The sequence below is a fragment of the Haloferax gibbonsii ATCC 33959 genome (genome assembly GCF_000336775.1).
Lineage (GTDB): Archaea > Halobacteriota > Halobacteria > Halobacteriales > Haloferacaceae > Haloferax > Haloferax gibbonsii.
The window spans coordinates 28,988-43,941 of record NZ_AOLJ01000022.1; the positions used below are offsets into that span (position 1 = coordinate 28,988).

The following is a 14,954-nucleotide window of genomic DNA, read 5'->3' on the forward strand; positions in this document are numbered from 1 at the left end:
TTTTTCAGTCGCCCACCCGACGGCAACGGTATGTCTCGCCGCCTCGGCCTCGGCGCGTTCGCCGCCGGGCTCATCGCCGCGGTTCTCTCGGCGCTCGTCCGCGCGACGACCCCCCTTTCGGACTTCGACGTGCCCAACGCCGACCTGCTCCTCTCGAAGGGGCTGTCTGCCGCCGCGGTCGCGCTCGTCGCCTACGGCGTCTACCGGTTTCTCGCCGCGTTCTTCGTCGGGCGCATCGCCGACCGCCGCCGGGCCCACGACGTTCGGAACGTCCTCCGACTCACCCTCGGTGGCGTCGCGCTCGTCGGCGTCTTCGGGGCGTTCACGGAGCAGTGGCTCGGCGTGTTGGTCTCGTTCGGCGTCATCGGCTTCGCCGTCACCTTCGCGCTCCAACAGCCGATTCTCTCCTTCATCGGCTGGTTCTACATCCTCGCGAAGCGACCGTACGCGGTCGGCGACCGCGTCAACATCGGCTCGGTCTCCGGCGACGTGGCCGAGGTCGACTTCCTCGTCACGACGCTCTGGGAGACCGGCGGCACCCTCGCGTCGAACCAGCCGTCCGGCCGGACCGTCACCGTCCCGAACTCGCTCGTCCTCTCGTCCGAGGTCGTCAACTACGGCGCGCTGTTCGACCGGGTCTGGACCGAGGTACCCGTGCAGGTGTCCTACGAGACGGACCTCCCGTTCGTCCGCCAACTCCTCTTGGACGTGGCCGACGAGGAACTCGGCGACGACATGGACGCCGCGATGAAACGCTACCGGGCCAGGCTCGCCGAGTCGCCGCTGGACCTCGACGTGGCCGGCGGCCCGACCGTCAACGTCGCACAGGAGGAGTCGTGGGTCGTCTTCCGACTCCGCGTGCTCGTCCCGCCGACCCGCGCCCAGCGCGTCAAAAACCGGCTCTACGAGCGCATCCTCGACCGGCTGGGCGACCACCCCGACCGCGTCAGTTTCCCGGTGAGCCGCAACCGCTGAGCGCGACGCGGCTCGCCGCGACTTGCTTCGCTCGTTGCCGCCCCGATTCGTCGCCTCTCGGCTCGCCGCCGTCCCGTCTCGTCCGCCGGCATCGAAACCCGCAAATCCCCCGCGCCCAACGTGGAAGCGATGGAGACGGGTGTCATCGACCTCGCGAGCCTCGACGGAGCGTTCGACCTCCAATCGACGCTGGAGAGTGGCCAGTCGTACCTCTGGGACCGTCCCGACGGCCGGATGTACGAGCGCGACGCGGCCCACGGCGGCGACGCGTGGTACCAGACGGTCGTCCCGCCGCTCGACGGCGTCGCCGACGAGTCGGCCGTCGTCAGGGTCCGCCAGACCGACGGCGCGCTGGAGTGGGAGTCGAACCTCGACGCCGTCCCGCTTCTCACCCACCTGCTCCGCCTCGACGACGACCTCGACGCCATCGTCTCGGAGATGCCAGACGAACCGCTGGTCCGGCGGGCCTACGAGGCGTACCCGGGCATGCGACTCGTCCGCGACCCGCCGTTCGGCTGTCTCGTCTCGTTCATCTGCTCGGCGCAGATGCGCGTCTCGCGCATCTTCGGGATGCAGTCGCGGCTCAGAGAGACCTACGGCGAGCGCGTGGAGTTCGACGGCGAGACGTACTTCGCGTACCCGACGCCCGAGCGACTGGCCGAGGCCACCGAAGACGAACTCCGCGACCTCAGCCTCGGCTACCGCGCGCCCTACGTCCGGCGGACGGCCGAGATGGTCGCCACGGGCGAGGCGACGCCCGCCGAGGCCCGCGGCCGCGACTACGAGGACGCCCGCGACTTCCTGACGACGTTCGTCGGCGTCGGCGACAAGGTCGCGGACTGCGTCCTGCTGTTTTCGCTCGACTACCTCGAAGCCGTCCCGCTGGACACGTGGATTCGGTCGGCCATCGAGGAGCACTACCCCGACTGCGACCGGGGGAACTACGCCGACACCTCACGGGCCATCCGCGAGCGCCTCGGCGGTCGCTACGCCGGCTACACCCAGACGTACGTCTTCCACCACCTCCGCTCTGGCGGGGAGTGAGCGGGCGCGAGACGGAGTGGCAAGAAGGTTGATACCCTTCGGCACACAACCTCATCGTAACCATGGACTGCAGAGTCGTCGTCGAGGCCGCGGTCCCGGTGTACGACGTGGAAACCGTCGACGAGGCGATTCGCATCGCCATCTCGAAGACCGGCGAGATGCTCAATCCCGACCTGAAGTACGTCGAGATTAACATGGGCTCTCGGACCTCGCCCGGCGGCGAGGAACTCCCCCCCGCGTTCATCGCCGCGGACGAGGCGCTCGTCGCCCTCGAACTGGAGATGACCGTCTTCAACGTCGAACAGGAGGAACACGCCTCGCGCATCGCCCGCAAGGAGATCGGCCAACGCCTCGAAAATATCCCGCTGAAGGTGCTGTCGGTCGAACGAGTCGACGACGATTCGGTCGAGACGGACGGCGAGGGCGACACCCGCGCCGAGACCGGCGCTTCGGACGACGACGCGCTCGTCGACTTCGACGACCTCGTCGACGACCGCTGAGGCCGTCGCGTCCCGCGTCGTCGCGTCGTCGTCCCGGCCCCGCCCGACTGTTGTTTCTACCCGCGCGTGGAACTCATCCAATTAGCTCGGCACGGCGGTCGCTCGGGAGCGTCGTCGCGCGAGAGAACGGCGCGGTCGCTCTCGGATGTGTAGGGTCGTAGAGGAGAACGCGTTTCTTTTCTCGGTTCAGTCGGCTTGCGGTGCGAGCGGCTCTGGTTCTGCCTCGCGCATCGCTCCGGTGATTCCTTTCGCCAGTTTAAACACGGCTGCTTTGTGGTCCGTTTTGGACTTGTGGATGGATGTCGGTCGTACGCCGAGTTCGTTGTACTCGACGAGACTGATTTCCTCGTCCTCCCAGGCCTCAATCTGGGTGTGGACTTCTGCGAGCAGACCGTGCAGGTGGATGAGTTCCTGCTTCTTCATGAGCAACCACGGCTTGAGACCGGAGGGATATAGTATTATCTTGAGTCACGTTAGCATCCGACTCCCTTAAACCGCCGATTATGGGGGTCTCAGCGGAAATTTCGTGTTCGAACGTTTTCAATTCGTTTGTTGTTTCGCTCCTCGATAGCGAGCGTCGGCGGAATCTCACGAGTGGCTTATATAGCTATGTAGGGCGCGCGCCGAGCGCCGGTCGCGCGCGCCGGGGGTCGTGAGAATTTTACCCCGGCGTGTGCGTACTGTCGCGCATGGACTACGACGACCAACTGGACCGCGCGCTCTCGGAGTCGCCGGACGTCGCGGAAGGTGGCGACCGCTTCAGCGTTCCGGAGCCGACGGTCCGCCAGGAGGGGAACGTCACGGTCTACGAGAACTTCGCGGCGACCCACGACCGCCTCGCGCGCGAGGCGGCGCACGTGCTGAAGTTCTTCCAGACGGAGTTGGGGACGAGCGCCCAGATCGACGACAGGGGCCGCGCGCGCTTTACCGGCGAGTTCCGCCAGCGCCGCATCGCCGACGCGCTCGACGAGTACGTCGAGTCGTTCGTGCTGTGTAGCGAGTGCGGGTCGCCCGACACGAAACTCGTCACCGAACAGGGTGCCGAGGTGTTGAAGTGCGACGCGTGCGGCGCGCTCTCGACGATTCCCGACATCTAAAAAACGAACGCCAGCCGGGGACGCCCCGGTCGTGCGGCGACCCCTCTCTCGCTCCTCGCTACTCGAACTGTTTGAGCGTCTGGAGGTCGCGCTCCGTCCGCATGAACTCGGCCGTGCGCCGCGTCGCGCCGCATCCCTGACACGAGTAGTTGTCGCGGTGAGCGGGGAGGTCGGTCGGATTCGTCTCCCAGTCCTTTCCACATTCGGGGCACAAGAGTCGGACGAACGCTTCAACCATACCCCGTATATGCTTCGGGGGTGCGGATAAATGTTGTTACGGTTTGGCACGACCGAGAAAAAGTGCGGGCCACCGAGCCCACCGAGCGTTTACGCGAACAGGGTACCGTCTTGGACTTCGAGCAGCTCCTTGTAGCGGTTGCGGATGGTGACCTCGGAGATGTCCGCGACCGTCGAGACCTCGCTTTGGGTCACCTTCTCGTTGGTGAGGAGGGCGGCGGCGTAGACGGCGGCGGCGGCGAGGCCGACCGGCGACTTGCCGGAGTGGATACCCGTCTCCTTCGCGTCGCGGAGGAGCTTGCGGGCCTGCCGCTCGGCCTCGTCGGAGAGGCCGAGTTCGCTGGCGAACCGCGGGACGTACTGCTCGGGGTCTGCGGGCTTGATTTCGAGCTTCAGCTCGCGGACGACGTAGCGGTACGTCCGGGTGAGTTCCATCTTATCGACGCGCGAGACCTTCTCCAGTTCGTCGAGCGAGCGGGGAGTGCCCGCCATCCGGGCCGACGCGTACAGCGCCGCGGTGGCGACGCCCTCGATGGAGCGGCCGGGGAGCAGGTCGTCGTTGAGCGCGCGGCGGTAGATGACCGAGGCGGTCTCGCGGACGTTCTCCGGGAGACCGAGGGCCGAGGCCATGCGGTCGATTTCGCCGAGCGCCTGCTTGAGGTTGCGCTCCTTGGAGTCGCGGGTGCGGAACCGCTCGTTCCACGTGCGGAGCCGCTGCATCTGCTCGCGCTGGCGCGGCGAGAGGGACTTGCCGTAGGCGTCCTTGTTCTGCCAGCCGATGTTGGTCGACAGCCCCTTGTCGTGCATCATCTTCGTCGTCGGCGCGCCGACGCGGGACTTGCTGTCGCGCTCTGCGGAGTCGAACGCGCGCCACTCCGGGCCGCGGTCGACCACGGTGTCCTCGACGACGAGGCCGCAGTCCTCGCAAATCGTCTCGCCGTGTTCCTCGTCGGTGACGAGGTGGCCGCTACACTCGGGGCAGACCTGCGCTTCGTCCTGCTGTTTTTCGTCTCGCTCGGACTCGCGGGGACGGACGTCCCTGGCCTTTGCGTCGGTACTGTAGGTTCGGGTGGTTATGGTGTCGCTCATGGTGGGGTGGTAGGCGCGGATACGTCTCGGCCGGGAAGACCACAGAAGACGAAAGAATAATCCGGCTTGGACTGGCCTTACCATCAGTAAGTCCGAAAAGCATATAAACCTTTCGCCGAAGTCATGCGGGTCAATCGCACGATGTAGCCGCTCTGTCGTCACCTCGCCGACGCGAACCGAGCGCCAGACGTGAGCAATCGGGTAGTATATCTCTTTCGTCGCTCAGAGCCAGCTCTCCCGTCGGAAGTAGACGAGCAGGACGACGGAGACGAGCGCCATGCCGAGCATCGTCGCCGGATAGCCGTAGGCCCAGCCGAGTTCGGGCATGTTGAACGCCGACGCGCCGGGGTCGAAGTTCATGCCGTAGATGCCGACGACGAGCGTGAGCGGGAGGATGATGGTCGCGACGACGGTGAGCGTCTTCATCACCTCGTTCGTCGACTGCGAGAGCGTGTTGAGGTAGATGTCCCGCGCGCCGCGCGCGAGGTCGCGGTACGTCTCCGTGAGGTCGACCAACTCGACGAGGTGGTCGTACACGTCGCGGTAGTACTTCTCCGTCGACTCGCGGACGTAGTCGGGGTCGCCGCGGGAGAGCACGCCGACCGCCTCCCGCGTCGGCCACACGGTCTTTCGGAACGACAGCAGGTCGCGCCGGACCGCGTTCAGCCCTTCGAGCACCTCCGGGTCGGGCCCCTCGAGGATGATGTCCTCGATGAGTTCTATCTCCTCGCCGACCTCGTCCAACAGGCCGAAGTACTCGTCGACGATGCGGTCGATGACGCGGTAGGCCACGAAGTCCGGCCCGAACCGGAGCATCCGGGGCTCCTCCCGCTCGATGGCGTTCCACACGTAGTTTATCGGCTCTAACTCCCGGCGCGTCAGCGTCACGAGCCAGTCGTCGCCGAAGCAGAGTCCCACGGGTCTGGTCTGGACCTCCTCTTCGAACACCTGTTCGCCGGCGCGGAGCGTCGCCACCCGGACGACGACGAACGTGTAGTCGTCGTACTCCTCGGCCTTCGGGCGGGCGTCGTTCCGAACGTCCTCGACCGAAAGCGGGTGGACGCCGAACGCCTCGGCGACGCGCTCGAACTCCTCCGCGGCGGTCGCGCGGACCCACGTGGTCCCGTCGGCGTCGCGCGCCGCGTCCAACGCGGTCTCCTCGTAGGCCGACACGCCGTCGTCGCCGTAGACGAGCGCCGAAATCACCGCACGTCACCCCCGATTGCCCAGAGCGTGATGCCGACCATGACGGCCGTCACCGAGAACGCCCGGCCCGGGTAGGCAACGAGCGACCCGACGCCGTAGCCGACGACGCCGAGCGCCGTCACCGCGATACCTGCGGTCCGTACGCGAGTCATGAAACCACCGACCCGCGGCGACGAGAAAAAGGCTCGCCCGAGGCGGCTTACGCTTCAGACGGGTGTTCGACCGACCGAATCAGTTCGAGGACGTTCTCCTCCTCGCCGTCGAGCTGTTGGGGGTACAGCCCGATTGCGATGACGAAGTCCTCGTTGTGCTGGACTTTCGTCACGTGGACGTACACGTCGACTTCCTGGCCGCCGAACCGCGCGGTGGCGCTGTACTTCGTGACGTTAGTCGTCTGCCCGAGCATCTGGACGTTCCGCGAACTGACCTGCTGGACGTCGCTGAGGCCCTGATACCGGTTGTCCACGAGGCGGATGAGGTCGTCGTTCGAGTAGTCGCCGATGGGGTTCCGGGGCTGGCCGGCGACCTCGACCGCGGGCGTCGAGATGACGCTGAACGAGCCGAGTTTGGCCTCGCCGAAGAAGCCGAGGTCCAGCGTCTTCTCGTACGTCGTGATGTGGTTGCTGGCGGCGATTTTACGCTCCTGTCCGCCGAACGAGAGCGTGCGGTTCACCGCGAACGTCTCGGTCCCGTTCGTCTCGTAGCCGGCGTTCTCGGCGACGGTCGCGTCCGTCGTGGCCGGTTCGGATTCGAACGTCAGCGTCTCCTCGCCCGTCAGAAAGCCGATACAGCCGCTCGTGAGCACGAGCGCGGCGAGCGCGAGCACCGCGACTACGCGTCTGGAAGTCATTGCCCCGCCATTTCCCCTCGCCGGGCATAAGTTCGGTGGCCGGGCCGCCGCACCCTCGACGCGACCTCTCCGAGCGGTCCGCGGGTTTTCGCCTCAGTCGTCGAGGTTCCGCGACTCGTTTTCGCGGCGAATCACGCGGCCGCTGTAGAGGTAGTAGGCGGGCGCGACGAACGGGAGCGCGAACGCCGCGCCGAACCAGAGGTGCCGCGACGCGCCCCAGCCGATGCCCTGCCCGCGGAGCGACTTGATGTCCGCGCGGATGAGGCCCGCGTAGAAGACGTGGGTGACGAGGTAGACTGCGAACGCCGGCTCCGGCCCGATGTACAGCGAGACGCCGGTGAACATGACGAACCCGATGGCGTAGATGACCGGCAACACCCCGCGGTAGCGGCCGCGCGCCGGGCGCTGTTTCTGCTGACGCTCGCGCTCGACCGCCGTCCCGCGGCGGTACTCGTCGGTGCTCATGTCGCTACGGTGTGCCCCGCGGGGAAAAAAGTGGTTCGCTCAGCCGAGGTACTTGACGTCGACCTCGTGCGGGCCGTCGTCCGTCGGGAGGGCGACGGCCTCGCAGAGGTGCTCGCGGACCGCCGAGCGCCACGCTCGGACCGCCTCGGTGTGGCGCTCGTGGTGCGTTTCGACCTCGTACGGCTCGGGGCGCGTCTCGTCGGGTTCGGGGTACGCGGGGGCGTCGTCGGCGACGAAGACCCGCGGGTCGAGGTGTATCGGCTCGGGGTCGGCGTAGTCCGAGGCCTCGCCGCCGGTGCGGTGAATTCGCGCCCGCATCCGCCCGTAGAACGGCGGGGTGACGCGAAGAACGACTGGGTCGTCGCCCCGGCGGTTCGCCTCGAGGGCGGTCACGAGGTCGTCGGTCGTGACTGCGAGCGAGCGGACGGCGCTCGGGTCGGACGACCCGCGCGCGTCGTTCAATCTCCGGCGCGTCGGCGGCTCGTCACCGACGTGGGCCGAAGCTCACCGCTGCACTCGGGGCAGGTCGAACGGTACGACGCGGCGCTCACGGTCGTTTGACACTCACGACAGACGTACGAAGCGCGTTCCATCGAGCATTCGTACGAGACATGGTGTGTTAAAACTTACCACAGTATGCCGCGAGCGCCGAACCGCGCCCGCGGGTCCGTGTCCTTTTACCCGAACGGGGCGCAATCCGCCAGTATGACAGACGCATGGTTCGCCGGCGCGGACCCCGACGACCCCGAATCCGGGGCGACGCGAGTCCGAACGGGCCGCGCCTCCGCCCCCGCCGATTGGCCGGCCGAGGCCGTCGACGCCGGGTTCGCCGCCGACGACACCGACTACTACGCCAAGCTTCGCTCGGCGACGCTCGCCGCCGCCAGCGAGGCCGTCGCGGAGCGCGAGCGCGCCGACGACGTGCAACTCGCCCACGCCGTGCGCGCGATGGACGACGCCGAACGGACCGCGAACGAACTCGCCGAGCGGGTCGTCGAGTGGGCCGGCACGCTCTACGAGGACGTCCCGCGCGGCCTCGACGGCGTCCGCGACATCGCCGCCCGCGACCCGAAGACCGCCGCCGAAGAGCGCGTCGTCTCCTACGCCACCCGCGCGGTGGACCTGCTCGACGAGCGCGACGACCTCCGGGCGTTCATCGAGGAGCGCGCGCCCACGACCGCGCCGAACCTCGCCGAGATGGCCGGGCCCGTCCTCGCGGCGCGGCTCATCGCGCTTGCGGGCGGCCTCGAAAGCCTCGCCAAGAAACCGAGCGGAACGGTCCAGGTGCTCGGGGCCGAAGACGCCCTCTTCGCGCACCTGAAGGGTCGCGCCACGTCGCCCAAACACGGCGTCATCTTCACTCACGAGTACGTCCGCGGGACGCGCCCGCAGGACCGCGGGTCGGCCGCCCGCGCGCTCGCCGGGAAGCTCTCTATCGCCGCGCGCATCGACCACTACTCGGGCGACTACCGGCCGGACCTGCACGACGAACTCGCCGACCGGATGGCGACGATTCGCGCCCGCGCCGACGAGGAGGCCGACGAATGAGCGACGACTCCGCCGCCGGGGCCGAGGCCGACCTCCCCGAAGGCGTCGAGCGCCGGACGTTCGGCGGCCGCGAGCGCCTCTCGACCCGGGGCGCGCAGGTCTACGGCGAACCCGTGGACGCCGAGGGCTGGCGCGCGTGGGACGCCGGGCGCTCGAAGCTCGGCGCGATGCTCGAACTCGGGATGGACACGGGTCTCGTCGGCGACGAGTCGGTCCTCTATCTCGGGGCCGCCTCGGGAACGACCGTCTCGCACGTCGCCGACTTCGCCGGGCCGACCTACGCCGTGGAGTTCGCGCCGCGACCCGTCCGCGACCTCGTCGGCGTCGCCGAGGACCGCACCAATCTCTTCCCGCTCCTGAAGGACGCGCGCGACCCCGAATCATACGCGCACGTGGTCGAATCCGGCATCGATTGCCTCGTCATGGACGTGGCGACCCGCGGGCAGGCGACCGTCGCCGTCCGCAACCGACAGTTCCTCGCGGACGACGGTCGGCTCCTGATGGCCGTCAAGGCGCGGAGCGAGGACGTGACCGCCGAGCCGGACGACGTGTTCGACGACGTGGTCGCCGAACTGGAATCCGCGTACGAAATCCTCGACACAGCCCGTCTCGACCGCTTCCACGCCGACCACCTCGGTATCGTCGCCCGCCCGAAGTAGACGGGCGGCGGCGTCACCGTCATCGCTCCGTCTGACGACCGTTCCGAGAGACCTGATTTTCGACCGTCACTATCGTCCGATTCGCTTGCCCGCGGTCGTGCGACGCGTTCGCCGGCTCCCACGGTGTTTTTAATTCGGCGCAACTTACGCCGTTGCGATGGAACTAGGGTCGGCGGACGCCTTCGACCGAATGGGGACGCTCGGCGTCGAAGAGGAATTCTACATCGTCGATGCCGACGGCCGCCCCACCTCGGGCATCGACGACTTAGTCTACGGACCGGAGCCTCCGGAACCGCTCGCCGGACGGCTCGACCACGAGCTGTTCAAGTTCACTATCGAGACGCAGACGCCGCTCATCGAGGTCCCCGACGAGGCCGGCGCGGCCGTCGAGACGGTCCGCGAGGCGCTCGTCGACCACGCCGCGAACCACGGCTACCGCATCGCCGCGGCCGGGCTCCACCCCGCCGCCAAGTGGCGCGAACTCGACCACGCGACGAAGCCCCGGTATCAGGCGCAACTCGACCGAATCCAGTACCCGCAACACCGGAACACGACCGCCGGCCTGCACGTCCACGTCGGCGTCGACGACGCCGACAAGGCCGTCTGGGTCGCCAACGAACTCCGCTGGTATCTCGCGCCCCTGCTCGCGCTCTCTGCGAACTCCCCGTTCTGGAACGGCTTCGATACCGGTCTCGCCTCCGCCCGCGCCAAGGTGTTCGAGAACCTCCCGAACACCGGCATGCCGACCGCCTTCGACGACTTCGAGGACTTCCAGCGCTTCGAGCGCCGGATGGTCGAGTACGGCTCGATAGACGACCGAGGGGAACTCTGGTACGACGTGCGCCCACACACGGGCCACGGGACGGTCGAAATCCGAACCCCCGACGCCCAGACCGACCCCGAGCGCGTCGCCGACTTCGTCGAGTACGTCCACGCGCTCGTCTTGGACCTCGCCGACCGCTACGAGTCCGGCGAATCGGGAACGACGGTCCGTCGGGAACTCCTCGACGAGAACAAGTGGCGCGCGACCCGCTACGGGCGAGACACCGACTTCGTCGCCCCGGATTCCGAGGGCGTCGTGAGCCTCGAATCGTTCGTCGAAAGCGAGTCCGACCGCCTCGGCGTCGACGGCCTCCGGTCGCTTCTCGACGCCGAATCCGGCACCGCCGTCCAGCGACGGATTCACGAGGAGTCCGGGCTCGACGCCCTGTGCGAACACTTGACGCTGGACTGAGTCGCACGCCGACGACCGACAGGAAACATTTTTTAGCGCCCCAGTTTTGACCTTTGCCGTAGCACAAATGTCTGCGGACCAGAGCACAGAGGGGAGCGCGGAGTCGACGGACGAAGAACACTCGGGCGGCGCGGCCGACTGCGCTGTCTCCGAGTTCGACGACGGGTTGGTGGACCTGCTCGCGTGGATTCTCGACACGGAGACCCGCGCGCGAATCTACGTCTACCTCCGACAGCACCCCCACTCGACGAGCGAGGAAGTCGCCGAGGGGACCGGCCTCTACCCCAGTACGGTTCGGGAGGCGCTGGCCGAACTCACCGACGACGAGACGGTCGAGCGCCGCAAGCGGAAGAGTTCCGGCGCGGGCAACAACCCCTACGAGTACGTCGCAATCGCGCCGAGCGACCTCGTGAAGGGCGTCTCCGGACAGGTGCAAGAGCAGTTGAACGCCGTGTTCAACCTCGACCGACACCTCGGAACCGACCGCACCGACGAGACCGAACCGGTCACGATTACGGTCCGCGAGGAGTAGCTCCGCGGTCTGCCGGCTGCTGCGGTGCCTCGCCCGATTTCGGGAGCCCTTCGCTCGCCGCGGGTGCTGGTCCGTTAGGCTAACCCGACCCGCTTAAGTCGCGCCGCATCCACCGCGAGAGTATGCACGTCGCGCTGGGCGGGACGTTCGACCCTGTCCACGATGGACACCTCGCGCTGTTCGAGCGAGCGTTCGAATTGGGTGATGTCACGGTCGGACTCACGAGCGACGAACTCGCGCCGAAGACGCGACACGTCGACCGCTACGTCCGGCCCTTCGACGACCGCAAGGCCGACCTCGAATCCGAACTCCGACCGCTCGCCGGGGAGTACGACCGCGAGTTCGAGGTCCGCGAACTCGACAAACCGACCGGCATCGCGACCGAGGAGGGCTTCGACGTCCTCATCGTCTCGCCCGAGACGCGGGGCGGCGGCGAGCGCGTCAACGAGATTCGAGAGGAGAAAGGCCTCAAACCCCTCCGTATCGAGGTCGTCGAGCACGTTCCCGCAGAAGACGGCGAGCGAATCTCCTCGACCCGAATCGTCTCCGGGGAGATAGACCGCCACGGCAACCTCACGCCCGACCGCGAGGGTCGCGGCCGGACGCCCCCGAGCGACGAATAGTTTTCACGCTCACCGTCGTATCGCCGCCCATGCGACACCCGCTTTTCGCCAGCTTCGCCGTCGGCGTCGTCGCCGCGGTCCTCGTCGGTATCGCCGTCACCGAACTGGCCGCTCGGTGGATTTTCTTCTCGCTTTTCGTCGGTATCCCGGCGGGCCTCGTCGCCGGCGTTCTCGCCGTCGCGGTGACCTACGCGGTCTTGACCCGGCGGATGGCACCGACGCGCTCCTCGGAGTGACCGGCTACCAACTCGGGGGTCGGAAGCCGGCCTCCCGCAGGAGGTCCTTCCAGCGCTGTTGGATGCTGAGCCGCGATACGTCCATCGCCTCGGCGACGGCGGTCTGCGAGCGCTCCTCGCCGGCGATGAGCGCGCCGGCGTAGAGGCTGGCGGCGGCGACGGCCTTCTTCGAGCGGTCCTCGTCGGGCAACTGCGTGAGAAACATGTCCGAGGCGTACGAGCGGGCCTCGCTACCGAGTTCGAGGCCGTCGGCGGCGGCGTCGATGCGGGCCAGCCACTCCTGATTGTCTCGCTGGTCTCGGGCGCTGTACATGGTCGTCGTTGCGGCCGCGGGAGCATAATCCCCGCGGCGAGCCCTCGTGACGTTTATATATCGTTGCGGGAAATGTCAGGCCGAAGGGCGAGCGTCGCCCGATTGCGCGCGGGTAGCCAAGTGGCCAAAGGCGCAGCGCTTAGGACGCTGTGGTGTAGACCTTCGCAGGTTCGAACCCTGTCCCGCGCATACCGTCTCGAACACCGTGAGAGACGTGTCTGCGCGACAGAAGGGTTCGAATCAGGGAGCAACGCGACGCGTTGCGACCGCGGTTCGAACCCTGTCCCGCGCACTGACCAAACGAGCTAAGCGAGGGAGCAGACAGGTTCGAACCCTGTCCCGCGCGCCTTCTATCGACGGCGAGCAACGTGTCGCGGCCGCGGCCGAACCCGGTGGGTAGAAAGTGACACTACAGGCCCCAAGCGTTCGTCATCGAATCGTGTGCTCGCGGACCTCGATGCTCCCGTTTTCGAGGACGGTGAGTTCGAATGACTCCGTGGTACCGACCGGCCGTTCCCACTGTACCGTTCCGTTCACCGCGACGGAGACCGTCTGGCGGGTCGGCGCGAACTGGTCGGTCAGGTCGACCCCGTCGTCACCACCGTAGTCTGAGAACGTCTCGTTGAAGACCTCTTCACCGCCTACTGCGACAGCGACGCGCCCTGTGAACCCGGTCTCTGGATAGAGTGACAGTCGGGTCTCGGGTGTCCGGTCGGTGAGCGCTCCCGTCCGCTCGCGTGCCGAGGTCGACTCAGTCGGAGACTGTGTGGTCGCCGCGGACGGAGGGGTTGTTTCGGCTGTCGTCGTGTCGCGGGCTCCGACTCCCGAGCACCCCGCGAGAATAATCAGAAGAGCCGTCAGCACGACAGGGACCGAATTACGCATCTCTCTAATCACCAACGTCGCAACAGGCTGTCAAACCTCTTGTGGGCCCCCAACCGCGGGGGGTTCAAACAGAACGACCTCTCACCCCCGTCGTGCCCCGCACTCCACGCTTAAACACCCCGAATACGTTCGGAGGAAATCTTACCATCGAGCCGTCCAACTCCCCGACGGATGTCTGCGCAGTCACTCTACGCTCGCATCGGCGGCCGCGAGGCCGTCGAAGCAGTCGTCTCGGACTTCTACGACCGCGTCCTCGCCGACGACTCGGTCGCCCACTACTTCGACGACATCGACATGGTCGAACAGCGCGCCCATCAGGTCAAGTTCATCAGCGCCGTCGCGGGCGGTCCCGTCGAGTACGACGGGGCCGACATGCGGGCGGCCCACGACCACCTCGACCTCTCCGGTGAGGACTTCGACGCCATCGCCGAACACCTCGCGGCGGCGCTCGACGAAAACGGCGTCGCCCCGGAAGACGCCGATGCGATTCTCGACGAAGTCGCCGCGCTCAGAGCCCCGATTCTGGGGCAGTAAGCTCCGTTCGGCCCCCCTCGGGGAGAATCAGTCGCCGGTTTCGACCGGCCGAATCGCGCACGCCACGCGTCAGACGCGACACAACCCTTTTTCTCACCCGGTGTGTCTCTCCACCAATGGCGGCGTTATCCGAGTTATTGGGCGACCTCGTGGCGGACGTCGATGGGCTGTTTCTGTTCACGCCGAGTCACTCCCACTACGAGCAGTTCGCTGAGACGGACGTTCCGACGGTGGTCATCGCGCCGGAGAACACGGTCGAAGCCGAGACGTTCGTGGAACTGCCCCTCCAGTTCCAGAACGTCAAGGACCGCATCCGGTTCGGCGTCGAGGGCGCGATGGAACAGAGTATCGTCGAGGCGGGAGACACCATCGCCTGCAACGTCGGGGTCTTCGGCGGCGACCTCGACTCGCTCGTCCGGGTTCGCGTCGACGAGAACATGCGGTCGGGCATCTACGACCTCTTTGCGAACTCCCGGGCGGACCCCGGCGTCATCCGCGACGTGTTCGAGGTGGCCATCGAACTGGGCAAGAAGGGGCAGAAGGGCGAACCCGTCGGCGCGCTGTTCATCGTCGGCGACGCGGGGAAGGTGATGAACAAGTCGCGGCCGCTTTCGTACAATCCCTTCGAGAAGTCCCACGTCTACGTCGGCGACCCCATCGTCAACGTGATGCTCAAGGAGTTCTCGCGGCTCGACGGCGCGTTCGTCATCTCCGACTCGGGGAAAATCGTCTCGGCGTACCGCTACCTCGAACCCTCCGCGGAGGGCGTCGACATCCCGAAGGGGCTGGGCGCGCGCCACATGGCCGGCGGCGCCATCACCCGCGACACCAACGCCACCGCCATCGTCCTCTCGGAGTCCGACGGACTCGTCCGGGCGTTCAAAGGCGGCAAGATGATTCTCGAAATCGACCCGGAGGCGTACTGAG

22 protein-coding genes and 1 tRNA gene are annotated in these 14,954 nt (G+C 67.2%); 13 read left to right on the forward strand and 10 right to left on the reverse strand.

The features are described 5' to 3' along the window. Nucleotides 1-30 precede the first annotated feature (30 nt). The 3 genes from C454_RS13975 (at nucleotide 31) to C454_RS13985 (ending at nucleotide 2,519) form a co-directional block, all read left to right on the forward strand. Nucleotides 31-975, forward strand: a complete 945-nt coding sequence (locus C454_RS13975) for a mechanosensitive ion channel family protein (protein ID WP_004976598.1) — start codon at nucleotides 31-33, stop codon at nucleotides 973-975. A 129-nt stretch (nucleotides 976-1,104) separates the two neighbouring features. After that, nucleotides 1,105-2,019, forward strand: a complete 915-nt coding sequence (locus C454_RS13980; protein WP_004976600.1) for a DNA-3-methyladenine glycosylase family protein — start codon at nucleotides 1,105-1,107, stop codon at nucleotides 2,017-2,019. Nucleotides 2,020-2,081: 62 nt separating this feature from the next. After that, nucleotides 2,082-2,519: a DUF555 domain-containing protein gene (locus C454_RS13985; protein WP_004976603.1), complete on the forward strand. Its 438-nt coding sequence runs from the start codon at nucleotides 2,082-2,084 to the stop codon at nucleotides 2,517-2,519. 186 nt (nucleotides 2,520-2,705) lie between these two features. Here the strand turns inward: C454_RS13985 and C454_RS13990 are convergent, their stop codons facing one another. Then, nucleotides 2,706-2,942, reverse strand: coding sequence for a UPF0058 family protein (locus tag C454_RS13990; RefSeq protein ID WP_004041569.1), 237 nt, complete (start codon nucleotides 2,940-2,942; stop codon nucleotides 2,706-2,708). 266 nt (nucleotides 2,943-3,208) lie between these two features. On the opposite strand from C454_RS13990, the gene C454_RS13995 reads away from it, so the two are divergent. Beyond that, the gene (locus C454_RS13995; RefSeq protein WP_004976605.1) at nucleotides 3,209-3,616 is read left to right on the forward strand and encodes a translation initiation factor IF-2 subunit beta; all 408 of its coding nucleotides are present in this window, start codon (nucleotides 3,209-3,211) and stop codon (nucleotides 3,614-3,616) included. A 58-nt stretch (nucleotides 3,617-3,674) separates the two neighbouring features. Here C454_RS13995 and C454_RS14000 read toward each other — a convergent pair whose 3' ends face one another. The 8 genes from C454_RS14000 to C454_RS21260 form a co-directional block, all read right to left on the reverse strand. Beyond that, the gene (locus C454_RS14000; protein WP_004976607.1) at nucleotides 3,675-3,854 is read right to left on the reverse strand and encodes a DUF7836 family putative zinc-binding protein; all 180 of its coding nucleotides are present in this window, start codon (nucleotides 3,852-3,854) and stop codon (nucleotides 3,675-3,677) included. Between the two features lie 89 nt (nucleotides 3,855-3,943). Next, on the reverse strand, nucleotides 3,944-4,942 hold the full coding sequence (locus tag C454_RS14005; protein ID WP_004976608.1) for a transcription initiation factor IIB: 999 nt from the start codon (nucleotides 4,940-4,942) through the stop codon (nucleotides 3,944-3,946). A gap of 222 nt (nucleotides 4,943-5,164) precedes the next feature. Then, entirely contained in the window at nucleotides 5,165-6,148 is a 984-nt protein-coding gene (gene corA, locus C454_RS14010) for a magnesium/cobalt transporter CorA (protein ID WP_004976611.1), read from the reverse strand. Next, on the reverse strand, nucleotides 6,145-6,300 hold the full coding sequence (locus C454_RS20805; protein WP_004976613.1) for a hypothetical protein: 156 nt from the start codon (nucleotides 6,298-6,300) through the stop codon (nucleotides 6,145-6,147). Before C454_RS20805 ends, corA begins: the two co-directional genes overlap by 4 nt. Nucleotides 6,301-6,347: 47 nt before the next feature. Continuing rightward, nucleotides 6,348-6,974, reverse strand: coding sequence for a DUF6517 family protein (locus tag C454_RS14015; RefSeq protein ID WP_004976617.1), 627 nt, complete (start codon nucleotides 6,972-6,974; stop codon nucleotides 6,348-6,350). Nucleotides 6,975-7,091: 117 nt separating this feature from the next. After that, on the reverse strand, nucleotides 7,092-7,463 hold the full coding sequence (locus C454_RS14020; RefSeq protein WP_004976619.1) for a hypothetical protein: 372 nt from the start codon (nucleotides 7,461-7,463) through the stop codon (nucleotides 7,092-7,094). 39 nt (nucleotides 7,464-7,502) lie between these two features. After that, the gene (locus C454_RS14025; protein WP_004976620.1) at nucleotides 7,503-7,925 is read right to left on the reverse strand and encodes a hypothetical protein; all 423 of its coding nucleotides are present in this window, start codon (nucleotides 7,923-7,925) and stop codon (nucleotides 7,503-7,505) included. Beyond that, nucleotides 7,922-8,056, reverse strand: a complete 135-nt coding sequence (locus tag C454_RS21260; RefSeq protein ID WP_115804898.1) for a rubrerythrin-like domain-containing protein — start codon at nucleotides 8,054-8,056, stop codon at nucleotides 7,922-7,924. The genes C454_RS14025 and C454_RS21260 overlap by 4 nt, the downstream gene beginning before the upstream one ends. Nucleotides 8,057-8,168: 112 nt before the next feature. Between C454_RS21260 and C454_RS14030 the strand changes: the two genes are divergently transcribed. The 6 genes from C454_RS14030 (at nucleotide 8,169) to C454_RS14055 (ending at nucleotide 12,295) form a co-directional block, all read left to right on the forward strand. After that, nucleotides 8,169-9,011 carry an NOP5/NOP56 family protein gene (locus C454_RS14030; RefSeq protein WP_004976622.1) on the forward strand — a complete coding sequence of 281 codons (843 nt, stop codon included), beginning with the start codon at nucleotides 8,169-8,171 and terminating at the stop codon, nucleotides 9,009-9,011. Continuing rightward, nucleotides 9,008-9,670, forward strand: coding sequence for a fibrillarin-like rRNA/tRNA 2'-O-methyltransferase (locus C454_RS14035; RefSeq protein WP_004976623.1), 663 nt, complete (start codon nucleotides 9,008-9,010; stop codon nucleotides 9,668-9,670). Before C454_RS14030 ends, C454_RS14035 begins: the two co-directional genes overlap by 4 nt. Before the next feature lie 157 nt (nucleotides 9,671-9,827). Further along, nucleotides 9,828-10,904: a glutamate--cysteine ligase gene (locus C454_RS14040; RefSeq protein WP_004976625.1), complete on the forward strand. Its 1,077-nt coding sequence runs from the start codon at nucleotides 9,828-9,830 to the stop codon at nucleotides 10,902-10,904. A 67-nt stretch (nucleotides 10,905-10,971) separates the two neighbouring features. Continuing rightward, on the forward strand, nucleotides 10,972-11,436 hold the full coding sequence (locus C454_RS14045) for a winged helix-turn-helix domain-containing protein (protein ID WP_004976627.1): 465 nt from the start codon (nucleotides 10,972-10,974) through the stop codon (nucleotides 11,434-11,436). A gap of 122 nt (nucleotides 11,437-11,558) precedes the next feature. After that, entirely contained in the window at nucleotides 11,559-12,059 is a 501-nt protein-coding gene (locus C454_RS14050; protein ID WP_004976630.1) for a phosphopantetheine adenylyltransferase, read from the forward strand. A gap of 29 nt (nucleotides 12,060-12,088) precedes the next feature. Next, nucleotides 12,089-12,295, forward strand: coding sequence for a hypothetical protein (locus C454_RS14055; protein WP_004976638.1), 207 nt, complete (start codon nucleotides 12,089-12,091; stop codon nucleotides 12,293-12,295). Between the two features lie 4 nt (nucleotides 12,296-12,299). Here the strand turns inward: C454_RS14055 and C454_RS14060 are convergent, their stop codons facing one another. Beyond that, nucleotides 12,300-12,608: a cyclin family protein gene (locus tag C454_RS14060; protein ID WP_004976640.1), complete on the reverse strand. Its 309-nt coding sequence runs from the start codon at nucleotides 12,606-12,608 to the stop codon at nucleotides 12,300-12,302. 106 nt (nucleotides 12,609-12,714) lie between these two features. Here C454_RS14060 and C454_RS14065 point away from each other — a divergent pair. From C454_RS14065 to dacZ, 3 genes are all read left to right on the forward strand, one after another. Continuing rightward, nucleotides 12,715-12,797 (forward strand) — tRNA-Leu (locus C454_RS14065). 867 nt (nucleotides 12,798-13,664) lie between these two features. Continuing rightward, nucleotides 13,665-14,027 carry a group I truncated hemoglobin gene (locus C454_RS14075; protein WP_004976644.1) on the forward strand — a complete coding sequence of 121 codons (363 nt, stop codon included), beginning with the start codon at nucleotides 13,665-13,667 and terminating at the stop codon, nucleotides 14,025-14,027. A gap of 116 nt (nucleotides 14,028-14,143) precedes the next feature. Further along, complete coding sequence (gene dacZ, locus C454_RS14080; RefSeq protein WP_004976646.1) at nucleotides 14,144-14,953, forward strand: diadenylate cyclase; 810 nt, start codon at nucleotides 14,144-14,146, stop codon at nucleotides 14,951-14,953. Nucleotide 14,954 lies beyond the last annotated feature (1 nt).